14 protein-coding genes are annotated in these 13934 nt (G+C 61.7%); 6 read left to right on the top strand and 8 right to left on the bottom strand.

Annotation, left to right across the window (positions count from 1 at the left end):
- Positions 1-25 precede the first annotated feature (25 nt).
- Complete coding sequence (locus NKH54_RS11085; protein WP_023682725.1) at positions 26-1297, top strand: cysteine desulfurase-like protein; 1272 nt, start codon at positions 26-28, stop codon at positions 1295-1297.
- A gap of 7 nt (positions 1298-1304) precedes the next feature.
- Here the strand turns inward: NKH54_RS11085 and NKH54_RS11080 are convergent, their stop codons facing one another.
- The 3 genes from NKH54_RS11080 to NKH54_RS11070 form a co-directional block, all read right to left on the bottom strand.
- Positions 1305-3266, bottom strand: coding sequence for a 3-hydroxyacyl-CoA dehydrogenase NAD-binding domain-containing protein (locus NKH54_RS11080; protein WP_353028216.1), 1962 nt, complete (start codon positions 3264-3266; stop codon positions 1305-1307).
- A gap of 225 nt (positions 3267-3491) precedes the next feature.
- Positions 3492-4469: a UDP-glucuronic acid decarboxylase family protein gene (locus NKH54_RS11075; RefSeq protein WP_353028215.1), complete on the bottom strand. Its 978-nt coding sequence runs from the start codon at positions 4467-4469 to the stop codon at positions 3492-3494.
- Positions 4470-4643: 174 nt separating this feature from the next.
- The gene (locus tag NKH54_RS11070) at positions 4644-4841 is read right to left on the bottom strand and encodes a hypothetical protein (RefSeq protein ID WP_352655015.1); all 198 of its coding nucleotides are present in this window, start codon (positions 4839-4841) and stop codon (positions 4644-4646) included.
- Between the two features lie 88 nt (positions 4842-4929).
- Between NKH54_RS11070 and NKH54_RS11065 the strand changes: the two genes are divergently transcribed.
- Positions 4930-6210, top strand: a complete 1281-nt coding sequence (locus tag NKH54_RS11065) for a nucleotide sugar dehydrogenase (protein ID WP_353028214.1) — start codon at positions 4930-4932, stop codon at positions 6208-6210.
- A gap of 31 nt (positions 6211-6241) precedes the next feature.
- Positions 6242-7261, top strand: coding sequence for an NAD-dependent epimerase (locus tag NKH54_RS11060; protein WP_353028213.1), 1020 nt, complete (start codon positions 6242-6244; stop codon positions 7259-7261).
- A 70-nt stretch (positions 7262-7331) separates the two neighbouring features.
- Here NKH54_RS11060 and NKH54_RS11055 read toward each other — a convergent pair whose 3' ends face one another.
- On the bottom strand, positions 7332-8228 hold the full coding sequence (locus NKH54_RS11055) for an AraC family transcriptional regulator N-terminal domain-containing protein (protein WP_353028212.1): 897 nt from the start codon (positions 8226-8228) through the stop codon (positions 7332-7334).
- A gap of 147 nt (positions 8229-8375) precedes the next feature.
- On the opposite strand from NKH54_RS11055, the gene NKH54_RS11050 reads away from it, so the two are divergent.
- Positions 8376-9101 carry an SDR family oxidoreductase gene (locus tag NKH54_RS11050; RefSeq protein ID WP_023682721.1) on the top strand — a complete coding sequence of 242 codons (726 nt, stop codon included), beginning with the start codon at positions 8376-8378 and terminating at the stop codon, positions 9099-9101.
- An 83-nt stretch (positions 9102-9184) separates the two neighbouring features.
- Here NKH54_RS11050 and NKH54_RS11045 read toward each other — a convergent pair whose 3' ends face one another.
- From NKH54_RS11045 to NKH54_RS11035, 3 genes are all read right to left on the bottom strand, one after another.
- Entirely contained in the window at positions 9185-9415 is a 231-nt protein-coding gene (locus NKH54_RS11045; RefSeq protein ID WP_353028211.1) for a helix-turn-helix domain-containing protein, read from the bottom strand.
- A 22-nt stretch (positions 9416-9437) separates the two neighbouring features.
- On the bottom strand, positions 9438-10184 hold the full coding sequence (locus NKH54_RS11040) for an IclR family transcriptional regulator (protein ID WP_023686930.1): 747 nt from the start codon (positions 10182-10184) through the stop codon (positions 9438-9440).
- 268 nt (positions 10185-10452) lie between these two features.
- Positions 10453-11322, bottom strand: coding sequence for a helix-turn-helix domain-containing protein (locus tag NKH54_RS11035; protein ID WP_353028210.1), 870 nt, complete (start codon positions 11320-11322; stop codon positions 10453-10455).
- A 92-nt stretch (positions 11323-11414) separates the two neighbouring features.
- Between NKH54_RS11035 and NKH54_RS11030 the strand changes: the two genes are divergently transcribed.
- Both NKH54_RS11030 and NKH54_RS11025 read left to right on the top strand, forming a co-directional pair.
- Positions 11415-12959, top strand: a complete 1545-nt coding sequence (locus tag NKH54_RS11030; RefSeq protein ID WP_023714917.1) for a 4-hydroxyphenylacetate 3-hydroxylase N-terminal domain-containing protein — start codon at positions 11415-11417, stop codon at positions 12957-12959.
- Positions 12960-12965: 6 nt separating this feature from the next.
- Complete coding sequence (locus NKH54_RS11025; protein ID WP_023692271.1) at positions 12966-13475, top strand: flavin reductase; 510 nt, start codon at positions 12966-12968, stop codon at positions 13473-13475.
- A 10-nt stretch (positions 13476-13485) separates the two neighbouring features.
- Here the strand turns inward: NKH54_RS11025 and hpaR are convergent, their stop codons facing one another.
- Positions 13486-13881 (bottom strand): homoprotocatechuate degradation operon regulator HpaR, encoded by a 396-nt coding sequence (hpaR, locus tag NKH54_RS11020; RefSeq protein ID WP_023714916.1) that lies wholly within the window; start codon positions 13879-13881, stop codon positions 13486-13488.
- Between the last annotated feature and the right edge of the window lie 53 nt (positions 13882-13934).

The following is a 13934-nucleotide window of genomic DNA, read 5'->3' as shown; positions in this document are numbered from 1 at the left end:
CCCAAGCCATTCGCAGGAGATACAGTTGAGCAATTCCCAAGCCGCCGGCGGCTTTCCGGTCGACACCATCCGCGCCATGTTTCCGGCCTTGCAGCGCGCCGGTGATTTCATCTTCATGGACAACGCCGCCGGCGCGCAGATCCCGCAGAGCGTGCTCGACGCGGTGACCAATCACCTGGTCTCGCACAATGTGCAGCGTGGTGGTCGCTATGGGCGCTCGGTCACGGTCGACCAATCGGTTGCGGATGCTCGGACGAGCGTGGCCTTGCTGATCAACGCCTACAGTCCGTCGGAAATCTGCTTCGGCATGAACGCCACCTCGTTCATTCGCCTGGTCAGCCTCGGCATCGGCCAGATGCTGGCCAAGGACACAGAGCGCGACGAGATCGTCATCACCGATATGGACCACGACGCCAACATCGCCACGTGGCTGGCGCTGGAGCCCGCCGGAGCCAAGTTCAAATGGTGGCGCATGCGCGAGGACGGCAACCTGCATGTCGACGACCTCAAGCCGCTGGTTTCCGATCGCACCCGTCTTGTCGCCTGCACGGTGACCGCGCATTCGATCGGCTCGATCGTCGACGTCGCTTCGGTGGCCGCGATCGCGCATGCGGCCGGCGCCGAAGTGTTCCTTGACTGCGTGCATTACGGACCGCACGGGCTGATCGACGTGCAGGCCTGGGACTGTGATTATCTCGTCTGCTCCGGCTACAAGAATTTCTCGCCGCATATGGGCTTTCTGTGGGGCCGCTTCGAAACGCTGAAGCGGCTGCCGACCTTCCGCGAGGATTTCATCCCCGACGAGCCGCCTTACAAGGTCGAGGCAGGCACCTTCATCTACGAGAACGTCTCAGGCATGGATGCCGCAGTGCAGTACCTGGAACTGATCGGCCGCAATCTGGCGCCCTCCAACAACCGCTCGCGGCGCGACAACATCGTTGCCGGCATGGGCGCCATCCGCGATTACGAAGTGCTCCTGGCGCGTGAGATGCTCGCCGTGCTCAAGGGATGCAATGCCACGATCTACGGCGTCGCCGAGGAAGCCCGCATCAACGAACGCGTGCCGACATTCTGCTTCAACATCGGCAAGCTGTCGCCGCAGCGGATCGTCGAGGAAATGGCTGACATGCAGATCGGCATCCGCGACGGCCATATGTATGCGCCCCGGCTGATGAAGCGTCTCAACCTGTCGATGGACAGCGGCGCCATCCGCGCCTCGCTGGTCCATTACAACACTGTCGACGAGGTCAGGCGTTTCGGCGAGGCACTGCGCGCCGTCATCGCAAGGCTGTCGTAGCTGGTCCTTAAACCTCTCCGGCGCGGAACATCGGCCCGCCCTTGTGGGCCGGGAAACCATAGCCGTTGATCATCACCAGATCGATGTCGGAGGCACGCGCCGCGATGCCTTCGGCGAGTAATGCCTTGCCCTCGTCGGCCATTGCCGCCAGCAAGCGCGTGACGATCTCATCGGGCGAAAAGCGGCGCGGCACGATGCCCTTGGCCGCTCGCACGGCCTCGATCAGCGCCGTTACTTGCGGGTCGCTCCTGCGCTCGCCGTCGGAATAATCGTACCAGCCGCGCCCGGTCTTGCGGCCGAAGCGGCCGGCCTCGCACAGCCGGTCGGCGATCTCGACATAACGTGCTTGCGGATCGCGCATCGCCGCCTGTCGCTTGCGCCGCGCCCAGGCTATCTCCAGCCCAGCCATGTCGTTGACCGCGAAGATCCCCATCGGGAAGCCCCAGGCCTCCAGCGCGGCATCCACCTCATCGGGTGCTGCGCCATCCTCCACCATGAACTCCGCCTCGCGGCGGTAGGCCGAATAGATGCGGTTGCCGATAAAACCCTCGGTAACGCCGCACACGACAGGCAGCTTGCCAAGCTTCCTGACGAAGGCGATCGCCGAGGCGAGCACATCGGGCGCCGTCGCCGCGCAATCCACCACTTCGGTTAGCCGCATGACGTTGGCCGGGGAGAAAAAATGCAGGCCGACGATCCGTTCGGGCCGGGTGGTTGCAGAGGCGATCTCGTCGGGGTTGAGGTAGCTGGTGTTGGTCGCAAGGATGGCGTCCGGGCGGACGATACGTTCGAGCTTCCGGAAGAGTTCGGTTTTTACCGCGAGATCGTCGAACACTGCCTCGATGACCAGATCGGCCTGCACCAGCCTGCCGGCGTCGCTGGCCGCTTCAAACCGGCTCAGCGCCTCCCTGCGCGCATGATCGGTGAGACGGCCGGATTGGACCGACTTGTCGAGAAGCCCGGCGATACGCTCGTATCCTTTTGCCGCGGCGTCGTCGTTCTGCTCGATGCCGATTACGCGATAGCCGGCATTCAAGGCCGAGACCGCGATGCCTGCACCCATCAGGCCGGTTCCGACGATACCGACGGTCTCGACCTTGCGAGGCGTGACACCCTCCAGCCTGTCGACTTTGCTGGCTTGCCTCTCGGCAAAGAAGACGTGGCGCAACGCTGCCGCTTCGCGAGAATCCCGGAGGCGCAGGAAGGTCGCGCGTTCGTCCGCAAGACCGTCCTCAAGTTTGGCCGTGGACGCGGCCTGGACCAGTCTCACGGCTTCTGCAGGCGCCATCTGCCCTCGGTTGCGGGAAAGTACCTTCTTTGCGGCTGCCGCGTCGGCCTCAGGTTGCGAGCGCGGGACGGAAAGCGCGCCCGTGCGCCACAGCGGTTGGCCAACGAGACGGCGGGCGACATCGAGCGCGCCTTCGGGAAGATCGTCTGCAATGGCATCGATCAGACCGAGAGTGAGCGCTTCGTCGGCTTTCGCGGGCCGACCCGTGCCGATCAGGTCGATTGCGGCGACCGTGCCGATGAGGCGGGGCAGGCGTTGGGTTCCGCCGGCCCCAGGCACTAACCCGAGCTTGACCTCGGGCAGGCCGAAGCTGGCCGCCTTGCTGGCCACCCGGTAGTGGCAGGCCAGCGCAATCTCGCAGCCGCCGCCGAGCGCCGCGCCGCCAACTGTCGCGACGACCGGTTTCGCGAAGCTCTCGATCGCTTCGATCACTTCAGGCAGTGTGGGCTCGATAGCGGGCTTGCCGAATTCCTTGATATCGGCGCCACCGATGAAGGTGCGCCCAATGGCGGTCAGCACCACGGCAGACACTTCATCCGACGCCGCACGCCCAAGCGCAGCCATCAGTCCGGCCCTGACATGGAAGGACAGCGCGTTGACCGGCGGATTTTCGATCGTGACGACGAGAACGCCATCGACGATCTTGCCTGTGACACTCTCGGAAAATCGTGCTGTGTTCATGGAGTTTTATCCCGGAACGACGGCAAATCTTCCTCCTCCTTCTGCTCTCCGCCAAATGCCGGTGTCCCGGCTCGGACGGATGAAGCGCCATGGGGTTCTTCAAATAATTTCAAGCTTAAAATAATTAGAATTCAAAAAACTTCAAGCCTACCGGAGTCGACTGCAAAAGGCGTCGCTACCACGACGGTGATCGGTCAGACTTGACGGTTGCACTGCGGTGCCGGGTCAAGGCGAGTTTGTGGAACCCTTCGGCAGCAGGGCTTTGAAATAGTCGATCGTCTGTTGCAGCCCGGCTTCCAAAGTCACCGTCGGCTCCCAGCCGACAAGCCTTTTGGCAAGGGTGATATCGGGCTGGCGGTGCCGCGGATCGTCTTGCGGAAGATCGCGGTAAATTATATCCGAACCTGATCCGGTCATCTGCGTCGTCAGTTCGGCCAAGCGCCTGATCGTTACTTCCCTTGGATTGCCGATGTTTACTGGACCGGTCACCTCCGGCCCCGTATCCATGAGGCGCAGCATGCCGCTCACCAGGTCGTCGACGTAGCAAAACGACCTTGTCTGTGAGCCGTCGCCGAAAATGGTTATCGGTTCACCACGAAGCGCCTGCACGATGAAATTTGAGACAACCCTGCCGTCTGCCGGGTGCATGCGCGGCCCGAACGTATTGAAAATCCGCGCGACCTTGACCCACAAGCCATGTTGTCGATGATAGTCGAAGAACAGCGTTTCGGCGCAGCGTTTGCCTTCATCGTAGCATGAGCGCGGCCCGATCGGGTTTACATTGCCCCAGTAACTCTCGGGCTGCGGATGCACTGACGCGTCACCATAGACCTCGCTGGTGGAGGCCTGAAAGACTTTGCATTTCAGCCGCTTTGCCAGTCCAAGAACATTGATGGCGCCGTGCACGGCGGTCTTGATCGTCTGAACCGGGTCGTACTGGTAGTGAACAGGCGAGGCCGGACACGCCAGGTTGTAAATCTCATCGACTTCGACGTAGAGCGGAAAGGTCACGTCATGGCGCATGAATTCAAAGCGGGGATGCTTGGCCAAATGGTCTATATTGCGCTTTGATCCGGTGAAAAGGTTGTCGACACACAAGATTTCGTCGCCTCGTTCCAACAGGCGGTCAATAAGATGCGAGCCGATAAACCCTGCGCCCCCGGTAACGAGAATGCGTCTGCGGCTGTCATAGAGTCTGGCCAATTTCTCCTCCCAGGCAAATGCTGATCGACCACATATCGGTCGCCACACGCAGGATACGACGTGTCCGCAGCCGATGCACAAGGACCAAACTGAAATTTCGCAGATCCGCTCGGTGCCGATGCGAGTTCCGATCCGGGCATTTGGTTTGAAGGCACGATTGAGGCCGATAGTGGCCTATGGATTGGCAGCAGAGAATATCAGCCCTGTCGTCAGGGCCGCCGCTGCGTAGATGGCCGGCAGAACCTGACGGTTCACCCCAATCCGCAGCAGAGAGTGGCTCGAAACCCGGTCCTGCTGGATTTTATCCACAACATCGATGGCATCGGCGGATGGCAACATGAAAAATGGCAAGGACCATTTTTCGTGAGACATTCCTCTTCGCGATAGAGCATCGTTGAATTGGCCAACAGCCTGCCATACAAGCACGTCGGCTCAACAGGTGGCTCGAGGAACCCCACGGATGTCCGAACGCATTGCAGTTATCGGCCTGGGTTATGTCGGCCTGCCGGTAGCCATTGCCTTTGGGAAGGTTTTCCCCGGCACCATAGCTTTTGACATCAGCGAGCGTCGGATCGGGGAATTGCGTGGCGGCGTCGATCGTACGGGGGAAGTTGACGCAACGGCGCTCAAGGAGACCTCGGTAGGGCTGACCACCGATCGGGAGATGTTGAAAGGCGCTACTTTCTTCATCGTTGCCGTGCCAACCCCTATCGACGCAAATCGCGCTCCCGATCTAGCTTCTTTGAAACTGGCGTCCGAACTCGTCGGCGAGGCGGTGAGCAAAGGCGCCGTCGTCGTTTTTGAGTCGACAGTCTATCCAGGTGTGACCGAAGATTTCTGTGGGCCGATCATCGAGCAGGTTTCCGGCCTGCGACATCCCCGCGACTTTGCCCTCGGCTATTCGCCCGAACGCGCCAACCCCGGCGATCGGGAACACTCGCTGCAAAAGATCGTCAAAGTCGTCTCCGGCGAGAATAACGAGACGCTGGAGCGCGTCGCGAACGTTTATGGCCGTATCATAGATGCCGGCGTCTACCGCGCCCCGTCGATCAAGGTGGCCGAGGCAGCGAAGGTTATCGAGAACACCCAGCGCGATCTGAACATCGCGCTGATGAACGAACTGGCAATGATCTTCGAGCGGCTCGATATCCGGACGCAGGATGTTCTTGATGCTGCGTCGACGAAATGGAACTTCCTTCCCTTCAAACCGGGGTTCGTCGGCGGCCACTGCATCAGCGTCGATCCATATTATTTGACCGCCAAGGCCGAGGCCGAAGGTTACCATCCGCAGATCATCCTCGCCGGACGTCGCATCAATGACGGCATGGGGGCCTTCGTCGCCCAGCAGGTTGTCAAACGGCTGATTGGTTCTGACACGCCCGTCAAAGGGGCTTCTGTCGGCATTCTCGGGCTGACATTCAAGGAGGACGTGCCGGATTTGCGCAACAGCCGCGTTTTCGACATGGTCAAGGAACTAAGGCAGTTCGGAATTGTCCCCAAAGTCCATGATCCCCTTGCCGATGTCGAAACCGCTCGGCGTGATCACGGCGAAACAATCCTGCCGCTCGATGAGATAAACGATTTGCAGGCGCTTGTTCTGGCGGTGCCTCACAGGCAATATCTCACCAACGAAAGAGCGCGTCTTTTTCAAATGATCAGGCCGGGGGGGACACTGTTCGATGTCAAGTCGGCCATCAAGCCCAATGAAGTTCCCGACAACATAAAATACTGGAGCTTGTAAAGCTCGCCTGAAATTAACGCTAGGATATGCAGTGACATCAAGCAGACCGATACTGATCACCGGCGCAGCCGGGTTCATAGGGTTTCATCTTTGCCTGAGGCTGCTTGCCGAAGGACGCCAGGTTATCGGCCTCGACTCCATGAACGAGTATTATGACGTCAGCCTGAAGCAGGCTCGTCTCGAGCGGCTGAAAGCGTTTTCGAATTTTTGTTTCGAGCATGCCGATCTCACGGAGCGGGACCCTATTTCGGAGCTCTTCCTCTCGGCCGCGCCGGAGGTTGTCGTCAATCTCGCGGCGCAAGCCGGCGTACGCTATTCGATCAGCAATCCGCACGCCTATGTGGAAAGCAACCTCAGCGGCTTTGTCAACATCCTGGAAGGATGCCGGCAGGCCTCCGTCGGCCATCTGGTCTATGCATCGTCGAGTTCGATTTATGGCGGCAGCACCCGCATGCCGTTTTCCGTGCACGATCCGGCGGACCATCCGCTCAGCCTTTACGCCGCAAGCAAGAAGGCGAACGAGCTGATGGCGCACACATACAGCCATCTGTTTCGACTGCCGACCACCGGGCTGCGTTTTTTCACCGTTTATGGTCCGTGGGGGCGGCCGGACATGGCGCTGTTCATCTTCGCCAAGGCTATCCTCGCCGGCGAGCCGATCGAGGTCTTCAACTATGGCAACATGCAGCGGGATTTCACCTATATCGACGACATTGTCGAAGGTATTATCCGCGTCATGCAGCAACCCGCGACACCCAATCCTGAGTGGAAAAGTGTCGCGCCAGACCCAGCGACCAGCAACGCCCCGTTCAGGATTCACAACATCGGCGGCAATTCGCCCGTTCAACTGAACCGATTGATCGAGGTGCTCGAAGACGCGCTGGGACGCAAGGCAAACCGCAACCTCAGGCCACTTCAGCCAGGCGACGTTCCGGCAACTTTCGCCAATGTCAGCTCGCTCGAGGAGGCGACCGGCTTCAAGCCCAAAATCCCGATCGAAATAGGGGTTCCGCGCTTTGTCGAATGGTACCGGGAGTTCTACCGAGCATGATCGGACGCTTCGCCACCTGGAGGCGGCTGGCTCCTGACCAGCCATGGCTGGCGCATGCCGCTCGGAAAACTCAATAAGCCGCAGCCGAACTGGGTGTCGCCTGAAGGCGGTCAATATCTTTCCGGGGCGGCGCACCGAACAGGCGACGATATTCTCGGCTGAACTGCGAAGGGCTGTCATAGCCCACCGCGAACCCGGCCGTGCCTGCGTTTGCGCCGCCGGCAACCATAATCCTTCGCGCCTCCTGCAGGCGCAGCTGCTTCTGGTATTCGAGCGGGGTCATGCGCGTAATCGCCTTGAAATGGGCATGAAGGGACGACGCGCTCATGCCTGATGCCGCCGCAATCTCTTCGATGCGCAGTTGTGCCTGGAAATGATTGCGGATCGTGGCGATGGCGCGGCTGACCTGGTTCAGGTGGCTGTCCACCGACGCCATCTGGCGAAGCGTGTCACCGTGCGGTCCGGTGAGGAGCCGGTAAAGGATTTCGCGTTCGATCAGCGGCGCCAGCACGGTGATGCTCTCGGGGCGATCGAGCAGCCTTACAAGCCGACAGGCGGCATCAATCAGGTCGGGGTCACTTGGATAGGCAGCTAACACCGGCAGATCCCTGCTGGGGGATGCACGTCCTTCTTTCACAAGCAGTTCGGCCAGCGCGGTGGAATCAAAATCTATCTTGCAACAGAGGTAGGGCGCCGCCGGGCTCGCCTCCAACACATGCCCGACCAGCGGCAGGTCGACCGAGACGAGCAGGTAGCTCGATGCGTCATAGACCACGCTCTGGTCGGCCAGCGAGACGCGCTTCGATCCTTGGGCGATTATGCAAAGCGACGCCTCGTAGACCGCAGGCACGGGTGCACTGGGCTGGTTGGCGCGAATGAGCGACAGCCGCGGCACCGCAGTGCCGGCCATGCCAGATTTCGGCGCAAAGTGGGTGATCAGCTCGGCGAGTTCATTGATTTTCTCCATGCCGCATAAATCTTCATGGCGCGAAATGTTGCAAGGCATTTTGAGTTCATTTGGAGGATCGTGCAAACTCTTTGGACGATCACGCTACCGCCCTTTGCCGGTTCGCCGCCATCTATCTCCCCGTCACCGCAGCGAAAGGAAACGATCATGACGGGACTTAAAGACAAGGTTGTACTCATCACCGGCGCCTCCAGCGGCATCGGCGAAGCGACGGTTCGGGAACTTGCCGGTGCCGGCGCCAGACTGTTCATCGGGGCCCGCCGCACCGAGCGGCTCAAGGCGCTGGCCGCAGAAATAGGCAAAGGCGTCGCGTGGCGCGAACTCGACGTGACCGATGCGGCGAATTTCGACGCCTTTGCCGATGCCGCTCATGCCGAATTCGGGCAGATCGATGTGCTGGTCAACAATGCAGGCGTCATGCCGCTGTCGCCGCTTGCCGCGCTGAAGCGCGATGAGTGGTCTCGCATGATCAATGTCAACATCGGCGGCGTGCTGAACGGGATCGCCGCGGTGCTGCCGCGCTTCGTCGCCCAGAAGAATGGGCATATCGTCAATGTCGCCTCGGTCGGTGCGCATATCGTGCTGCCCACCGCGGCGGTCTATTGCGGCACGAAATATGCCGTCTGGGCAATCACCGAGGGGCTGCGGCAGGAGCATGACGACATCCGCGCCACGATCATCTCCCCCGGAGTGACCGCAACCGAACTGGGCGACGATATCAGCGATCCTCAGGTCGCCACGGCTCTGAAAGAATGGCGGCAGAAGTCGCTCACACCGGACGCCATTGCACGGGCGATCCGTTTTGCGCTTGATCAACCCGATGGCGTGGACGTCAACGAAGTGATCGTGCGGCCAACCGCTGCCAATATGTAGAACTTGCTGCCGGATGCCGGCTTTCGGCGAGCTAGGGCGCTCTCCGAGATCCGGCAACGGCCCACCCCTTAATGCACCCGCCCTCAGCCTCTGGCGCAACTCCCGCGGGCCACATCGTACCGGCTCTCGAACGCGCGCGAAAAATGCGCACTCGAATTGAACCCGCAAGCAAAGGCGATTTCCGAGATCGTGGGCGACGCTCGGGCGGGCGACAACAATTCTTCCTTGCTGCGCTCCAGCCGCCTGTCCCAGACGAAGCGTTCCGGTCTCGCGGCAAGGCCGGTGCGCCGCTGGGAACTTAACCTGCTAATCATCTCCCCTGCGACGGTAGAGATGTCAGGCTTCGCCGGCCAGGCGCGCTGAAATCAGCCGCGCCGCCTTGATCACCGCTTCGCCCTGGCTGGCCGCCATGCTGTCATCGGCGCGTGACACAGGCGAGGCCACCGCCAGAGTGCCTAAAGGACGGCCATCGGAGCCGAGGATTGCCGCGGCTATGCTGTGGACGCCTTCTTCATAGCCTTGGGAGCTCGAGGAATAGCCGCGCTTGGCGGCAAGCCGGATCGCCTTCATCAGCCTGTCGGGCTGCGTCACCGTGTGTGGCGTGAAGGTCGGCAACGGCTTGTCGACATAGGCCTCGGCCGCTTCCCGAGGCGAAGCGGCGAGAAAGGCGATGCCGGAGGCGGTGCCGTGCAAGGGCAGCACCTGGCCGACATCGACATTGACCCGGTTGGCCTTTGCCGACAGCTCGACATGGACCGTCAGCAGTGCGCCGGCGCTGAATTCCGACAGATGCACCGTCTCGCCGGTTTCCAGCGCCAGCTCGCGAACCACAGGTGCTGCCACGCGCACGAAGGGAAAATGCGCGTCGCGAAACCGGGCCAGCCGCGACAGGCCGGCGCCGAGCCGGTAGCGGCGGCTTGCCGGCTCTTGTTCGATCAGGCGGTGGTCGGCCATCGCCATCAGCAGGCGCCGCGCCGTCGCCTTGTCGAGGCCGGTTTTGCGGGCGAGCTCGGACAGGCCGATCTCCGGTTCGCCGAGCGTGAACTGTTCCAACAGCGATATCGCTTTGCCGACTGTGCTCATCGTGCATCCTCAAGATACTTCGCATGGGAGGGAAGCCAATCCACCTTGCAGTCCGCTCATAGCACATAAAATGGTGGTTCAAATAACGAACCGTTTGGAAGCGACAAAAAACACCAGCAAGTTTCGCGGCGACATCAATCTCGATGCGCCGCGCCGTGCGCGGGGTGATGCTGCGCGGCAACACCTATCAACAGGTGGATCAACTCGGCGGCGCCGTGCCTGGCCGGCGTGTCGGCCCAAACGCCTGATCCTGGCCGGCGCGGAAGCTTCAACTCTGCCCCAGCTGCGCGCGGCGCCAGGCGGCGGGCGCCTGGCCAACCCGCTCCCGGAAGAAGCGTGAGAAATAGGCCGGATCTTCGAAGCCGATTTCGTAGGCGATGTCCTCGACGGTGCGCACGGTGAACAGCAGCAAGCGCTTGGCCTCCAGCAACCGTCGCTCGCCGATGAGTCGCTTGACGCCGCTGCCAAGCACCGTATGGGCGGCCTTGTCGAGAAGATGCGGTGTCGTGGCCAGCGCCTCGACGTAGCGGTCGACGGGCCAGTTGTCGCGGAAATGCGCATCGACCAGACGGCGCAAGCCGCGCGCCAATGCAGCATCGGAAGAACCGGTGGCATCCTTCACCTCGGGACCAAGGCGCGCGATGTGCGAGAGCGCGACGGCAATCAGCGCCGGCAGGGTCTTGTCACTCCCGGCCTGCGCCTCGGCATATTCCGTGGCGATCATCTCCAGCACCGCCGCAAGCCTTTTCCACGCGACGTGCTGAGGAAGGCTATCGGCAAAGACCGGCCGGTCCAATGGCAGCAGGCTGTGAGCGGCTATTGCCGCAAGCGCATCATCGGCGACCGAAACGACGATGGCGTCGGTGCCGGGCCCGATCGAGAAGCCATGCACGATGGTGCTCGGCACGAAGCTGACGGCCGGCGCCGAAAAGTGCCAGGATTGATCCTCGATGCGATAAGTGCCGGAGCCGCTTGTCCAGTAGGTGATCTGGCCCATTTGCGGATGCTTGTGCGCGGCAACCTGGCCGAGATGAATGTTGCTGCGCGCAAGCACCGTCTCGACATGCAGGAAGCCGACTTCGAGCGGCCGCACCGGCTCGCCATAGACAAAGAAATCAGGAATGGAATTGAGGCTCATGGCGCCGGAAAAAGTCCAATCGGTTTTGCCGTTACGTCCTAACCGATCCTTGCCAGGAGAGCTAGAGTTGATGCCATAAGTGGAGGAACATCATGCGATCGGAAGACTTTCGTGCCGACAATGGGCGCCCGTTCACCGGGGCCGAGTATCTGGAGAGCTTGCGCGACGGCCGCGAGGTCTACATCAACGGCGAGCGCATTGCCGATGTCACCACCCATCCGGCGATGCGCAATTCGGCGCGGTCGCTGGCGCGCCTCTATGATGCGCTGCACGATCCCAAGCGGCAGGGCACGCTGACCTCGCCTACCGATACCGGTTCGGGCGGCTACACCCACAAATATTTCCGCGTCGCCAAATCCTCCGGCGAACTCGCGGCGCAGCAGACCGCGATCGCCGAGTGGTCACGCATGTCCTATGGCTGGATGGGCCGCACGCCCGATTACAAGGCGGCACTGATGAACACGCTCGGCGCCAATGCCGACTGGTACGGCCCGTTCAAGGACAATGCGCTCGCCTGGCACAAGCGTGCGCAGGAAGCCGTGCTGTTCATGAACCACGCCATCGTCAACCCGCCGATCGACCGCCACAAGCCGGCCGAACAGGTGAAGGATGTCTTCGTCCACATCACCAAGGAGACCGACGCCGGCATCTATGTCTCCGGCGCCAAGGTGGTGGCGACGTCCTCGGCGCTGACCCACTACAATTTCCTGGCGCAGAGCTCGGCGACGGTCACCGAAGATCCGTCGCTGTCGGTCATGTTCATCGTGCCGATGAATGCGCCGGGGGTAAAGATGTTCTGCCGCGTCTCCTATGAGCAGACGGCCAACACGGCGGCGGCTCCGTTCGACTATCCGTTGTCGTCGCGCTTCGACGAGAACGATGCCATCCTGGTGCTCGACAATGTCTTCATCCCCTGGGAGGACGTGCTGGTGCTGCGCGACGCGCAGAAAATCCTGTCCTTCCATCCGGCTTCGGGCTTCATGCATGGCTATTGCTTCCAGGGCTGCACACGCTTTGCCGTCAAGCTCGACTTCCTCGCCGGCCTGCTGGCCAAGGCGCTGCGCGCCACCGGCGGAGATGCCTTCCGAGGCAACCAGGCGGCGCTGGGCGAGGTCATCGCGCTCAGGCACATGTTCTGGAGCTTTTCCAACGCCATGGCTTATAATCCGATCCCCTGGGCGAATGGCGCTGTCCTGCCCAACCTGGAAGCAGCCCTTGCCTACCGGGCTTTCATGTCGGAAGCCTACCCGCGCGTCATCGACACGGTGCGCCGGGTGATCGCCTCCGGCTTGATCTACCTGCCGTCATCGGTGCGCGACTTCAACAATCCCGAGATCGACAAATACCTCGCGCAATATGTGCGCGGTTCCAACGACATGGGCCATGTCGAGCGCATCAAGATCATGAAACTGTTGTGGGACGCGACCGGCACCGAGTTCGGCGGCCGCCACGCGCTCTACGAACTCAACTATGCCGGTGCGCCGGAAGAGGTGCGGCTGCAGGTGCTGAAGGGCGCCGAACGCGGCGGCCGGCTGAAGGCCATGGAAGAACTGGTCGACACCTGCATGGCCGACTATGACGAGAACGGCTGGACGGGAGATACCTGGCTCAATCCGCTCGCTTCTACGGCCGGGTGATGTCAGATGGCCACGCAGATTTCGAAGGCCGATTTCCGCGACGCCATGGCAAGGGTCTGCGCGCCGGTCAACATCGTCACGACAGATGGTCCGGCCGGGCGCGGCGGCTTCACCGCCACCGCCATGTGCAGTGTGTCGGACGAACCGCCGACACTGCTGGTGTGCATGAACGGCCGCTCGACGCAGGCCGCCATGTTCCTCGCCAACCGGCGCTTCTGCGTCAACGTGCTGACGCATGACCATATGCACCTGGCCGGCAAGTTCGCCGGCGCGACCAGGGACATGGAGGCACGCTATTCGGCGGCGCGCTGGCAAACGCTGGCCTCAGGCACGCCGGCGCTGTCCGATGCGATCGTCAATTTCGATTGCGAGATCGAGGATGTGCACATAGTCGGCACGCATAATGTCATGATCGGCCGGGTTATCGACGTCAGGCACGGCAGCGGCGGCTCGGCGCTGCTTTATGTCGACCGCAATTACACGCAGCCGACGCGGCTTGGCAGTTTTGGCGGCTGAGCGGGAGCAGTCAGTTCTCGCCGGCGATCAGGCTCTCCAGCAGATCGAGCAATTGCTCGAGCCTCTCATGTCCGAAGCGCTGTTCGATGTCGCGGTAGATGACGAGGCGTTCCGGCGACAAGGCATCGATAAGGGCGGAGCCCGCCGGGGCGATCGTCAGCACGACACGGCGGCCATCGCCTTCCGCCCTGTTGCGGGTGATGAATTTTCGGCCCTCGAGCGTCTTGATGATGCGTGTCAGGCTGGGCGGCAGCACCGAAGCGCGATCGGCAAGTTCCGTCGCCTCGACAGGGCCGGCCTCGCTCAGAACGCGCAGCACACGCCATTGCTGTTCGGTCACGTCATGCGCCGCCAGCATAGGGCGAAACCGCGCCATCACCACTTCGCGGGCATGGAGCAGCGCCATCGGCAGAGAACGACGGGTGTTTTCAGGCAGCAAGAAGCAGCGTCCCCAATGAT

It is taken from the genome of Mesorhizobium sp. M1004, assembly GCF_040318795.1.
In the GTDB taxonomy this organism is placed as follows: Bacteria; Pseudomonadota; Alphaproteobacteria; order Rhizobiales; family Rhizobiaceae; genus Mesorhizobium.
Note: the sequence above shows the minus strand (reverse complement) of the source record. Positions and strands in the feature narration are given on the sequence as shown.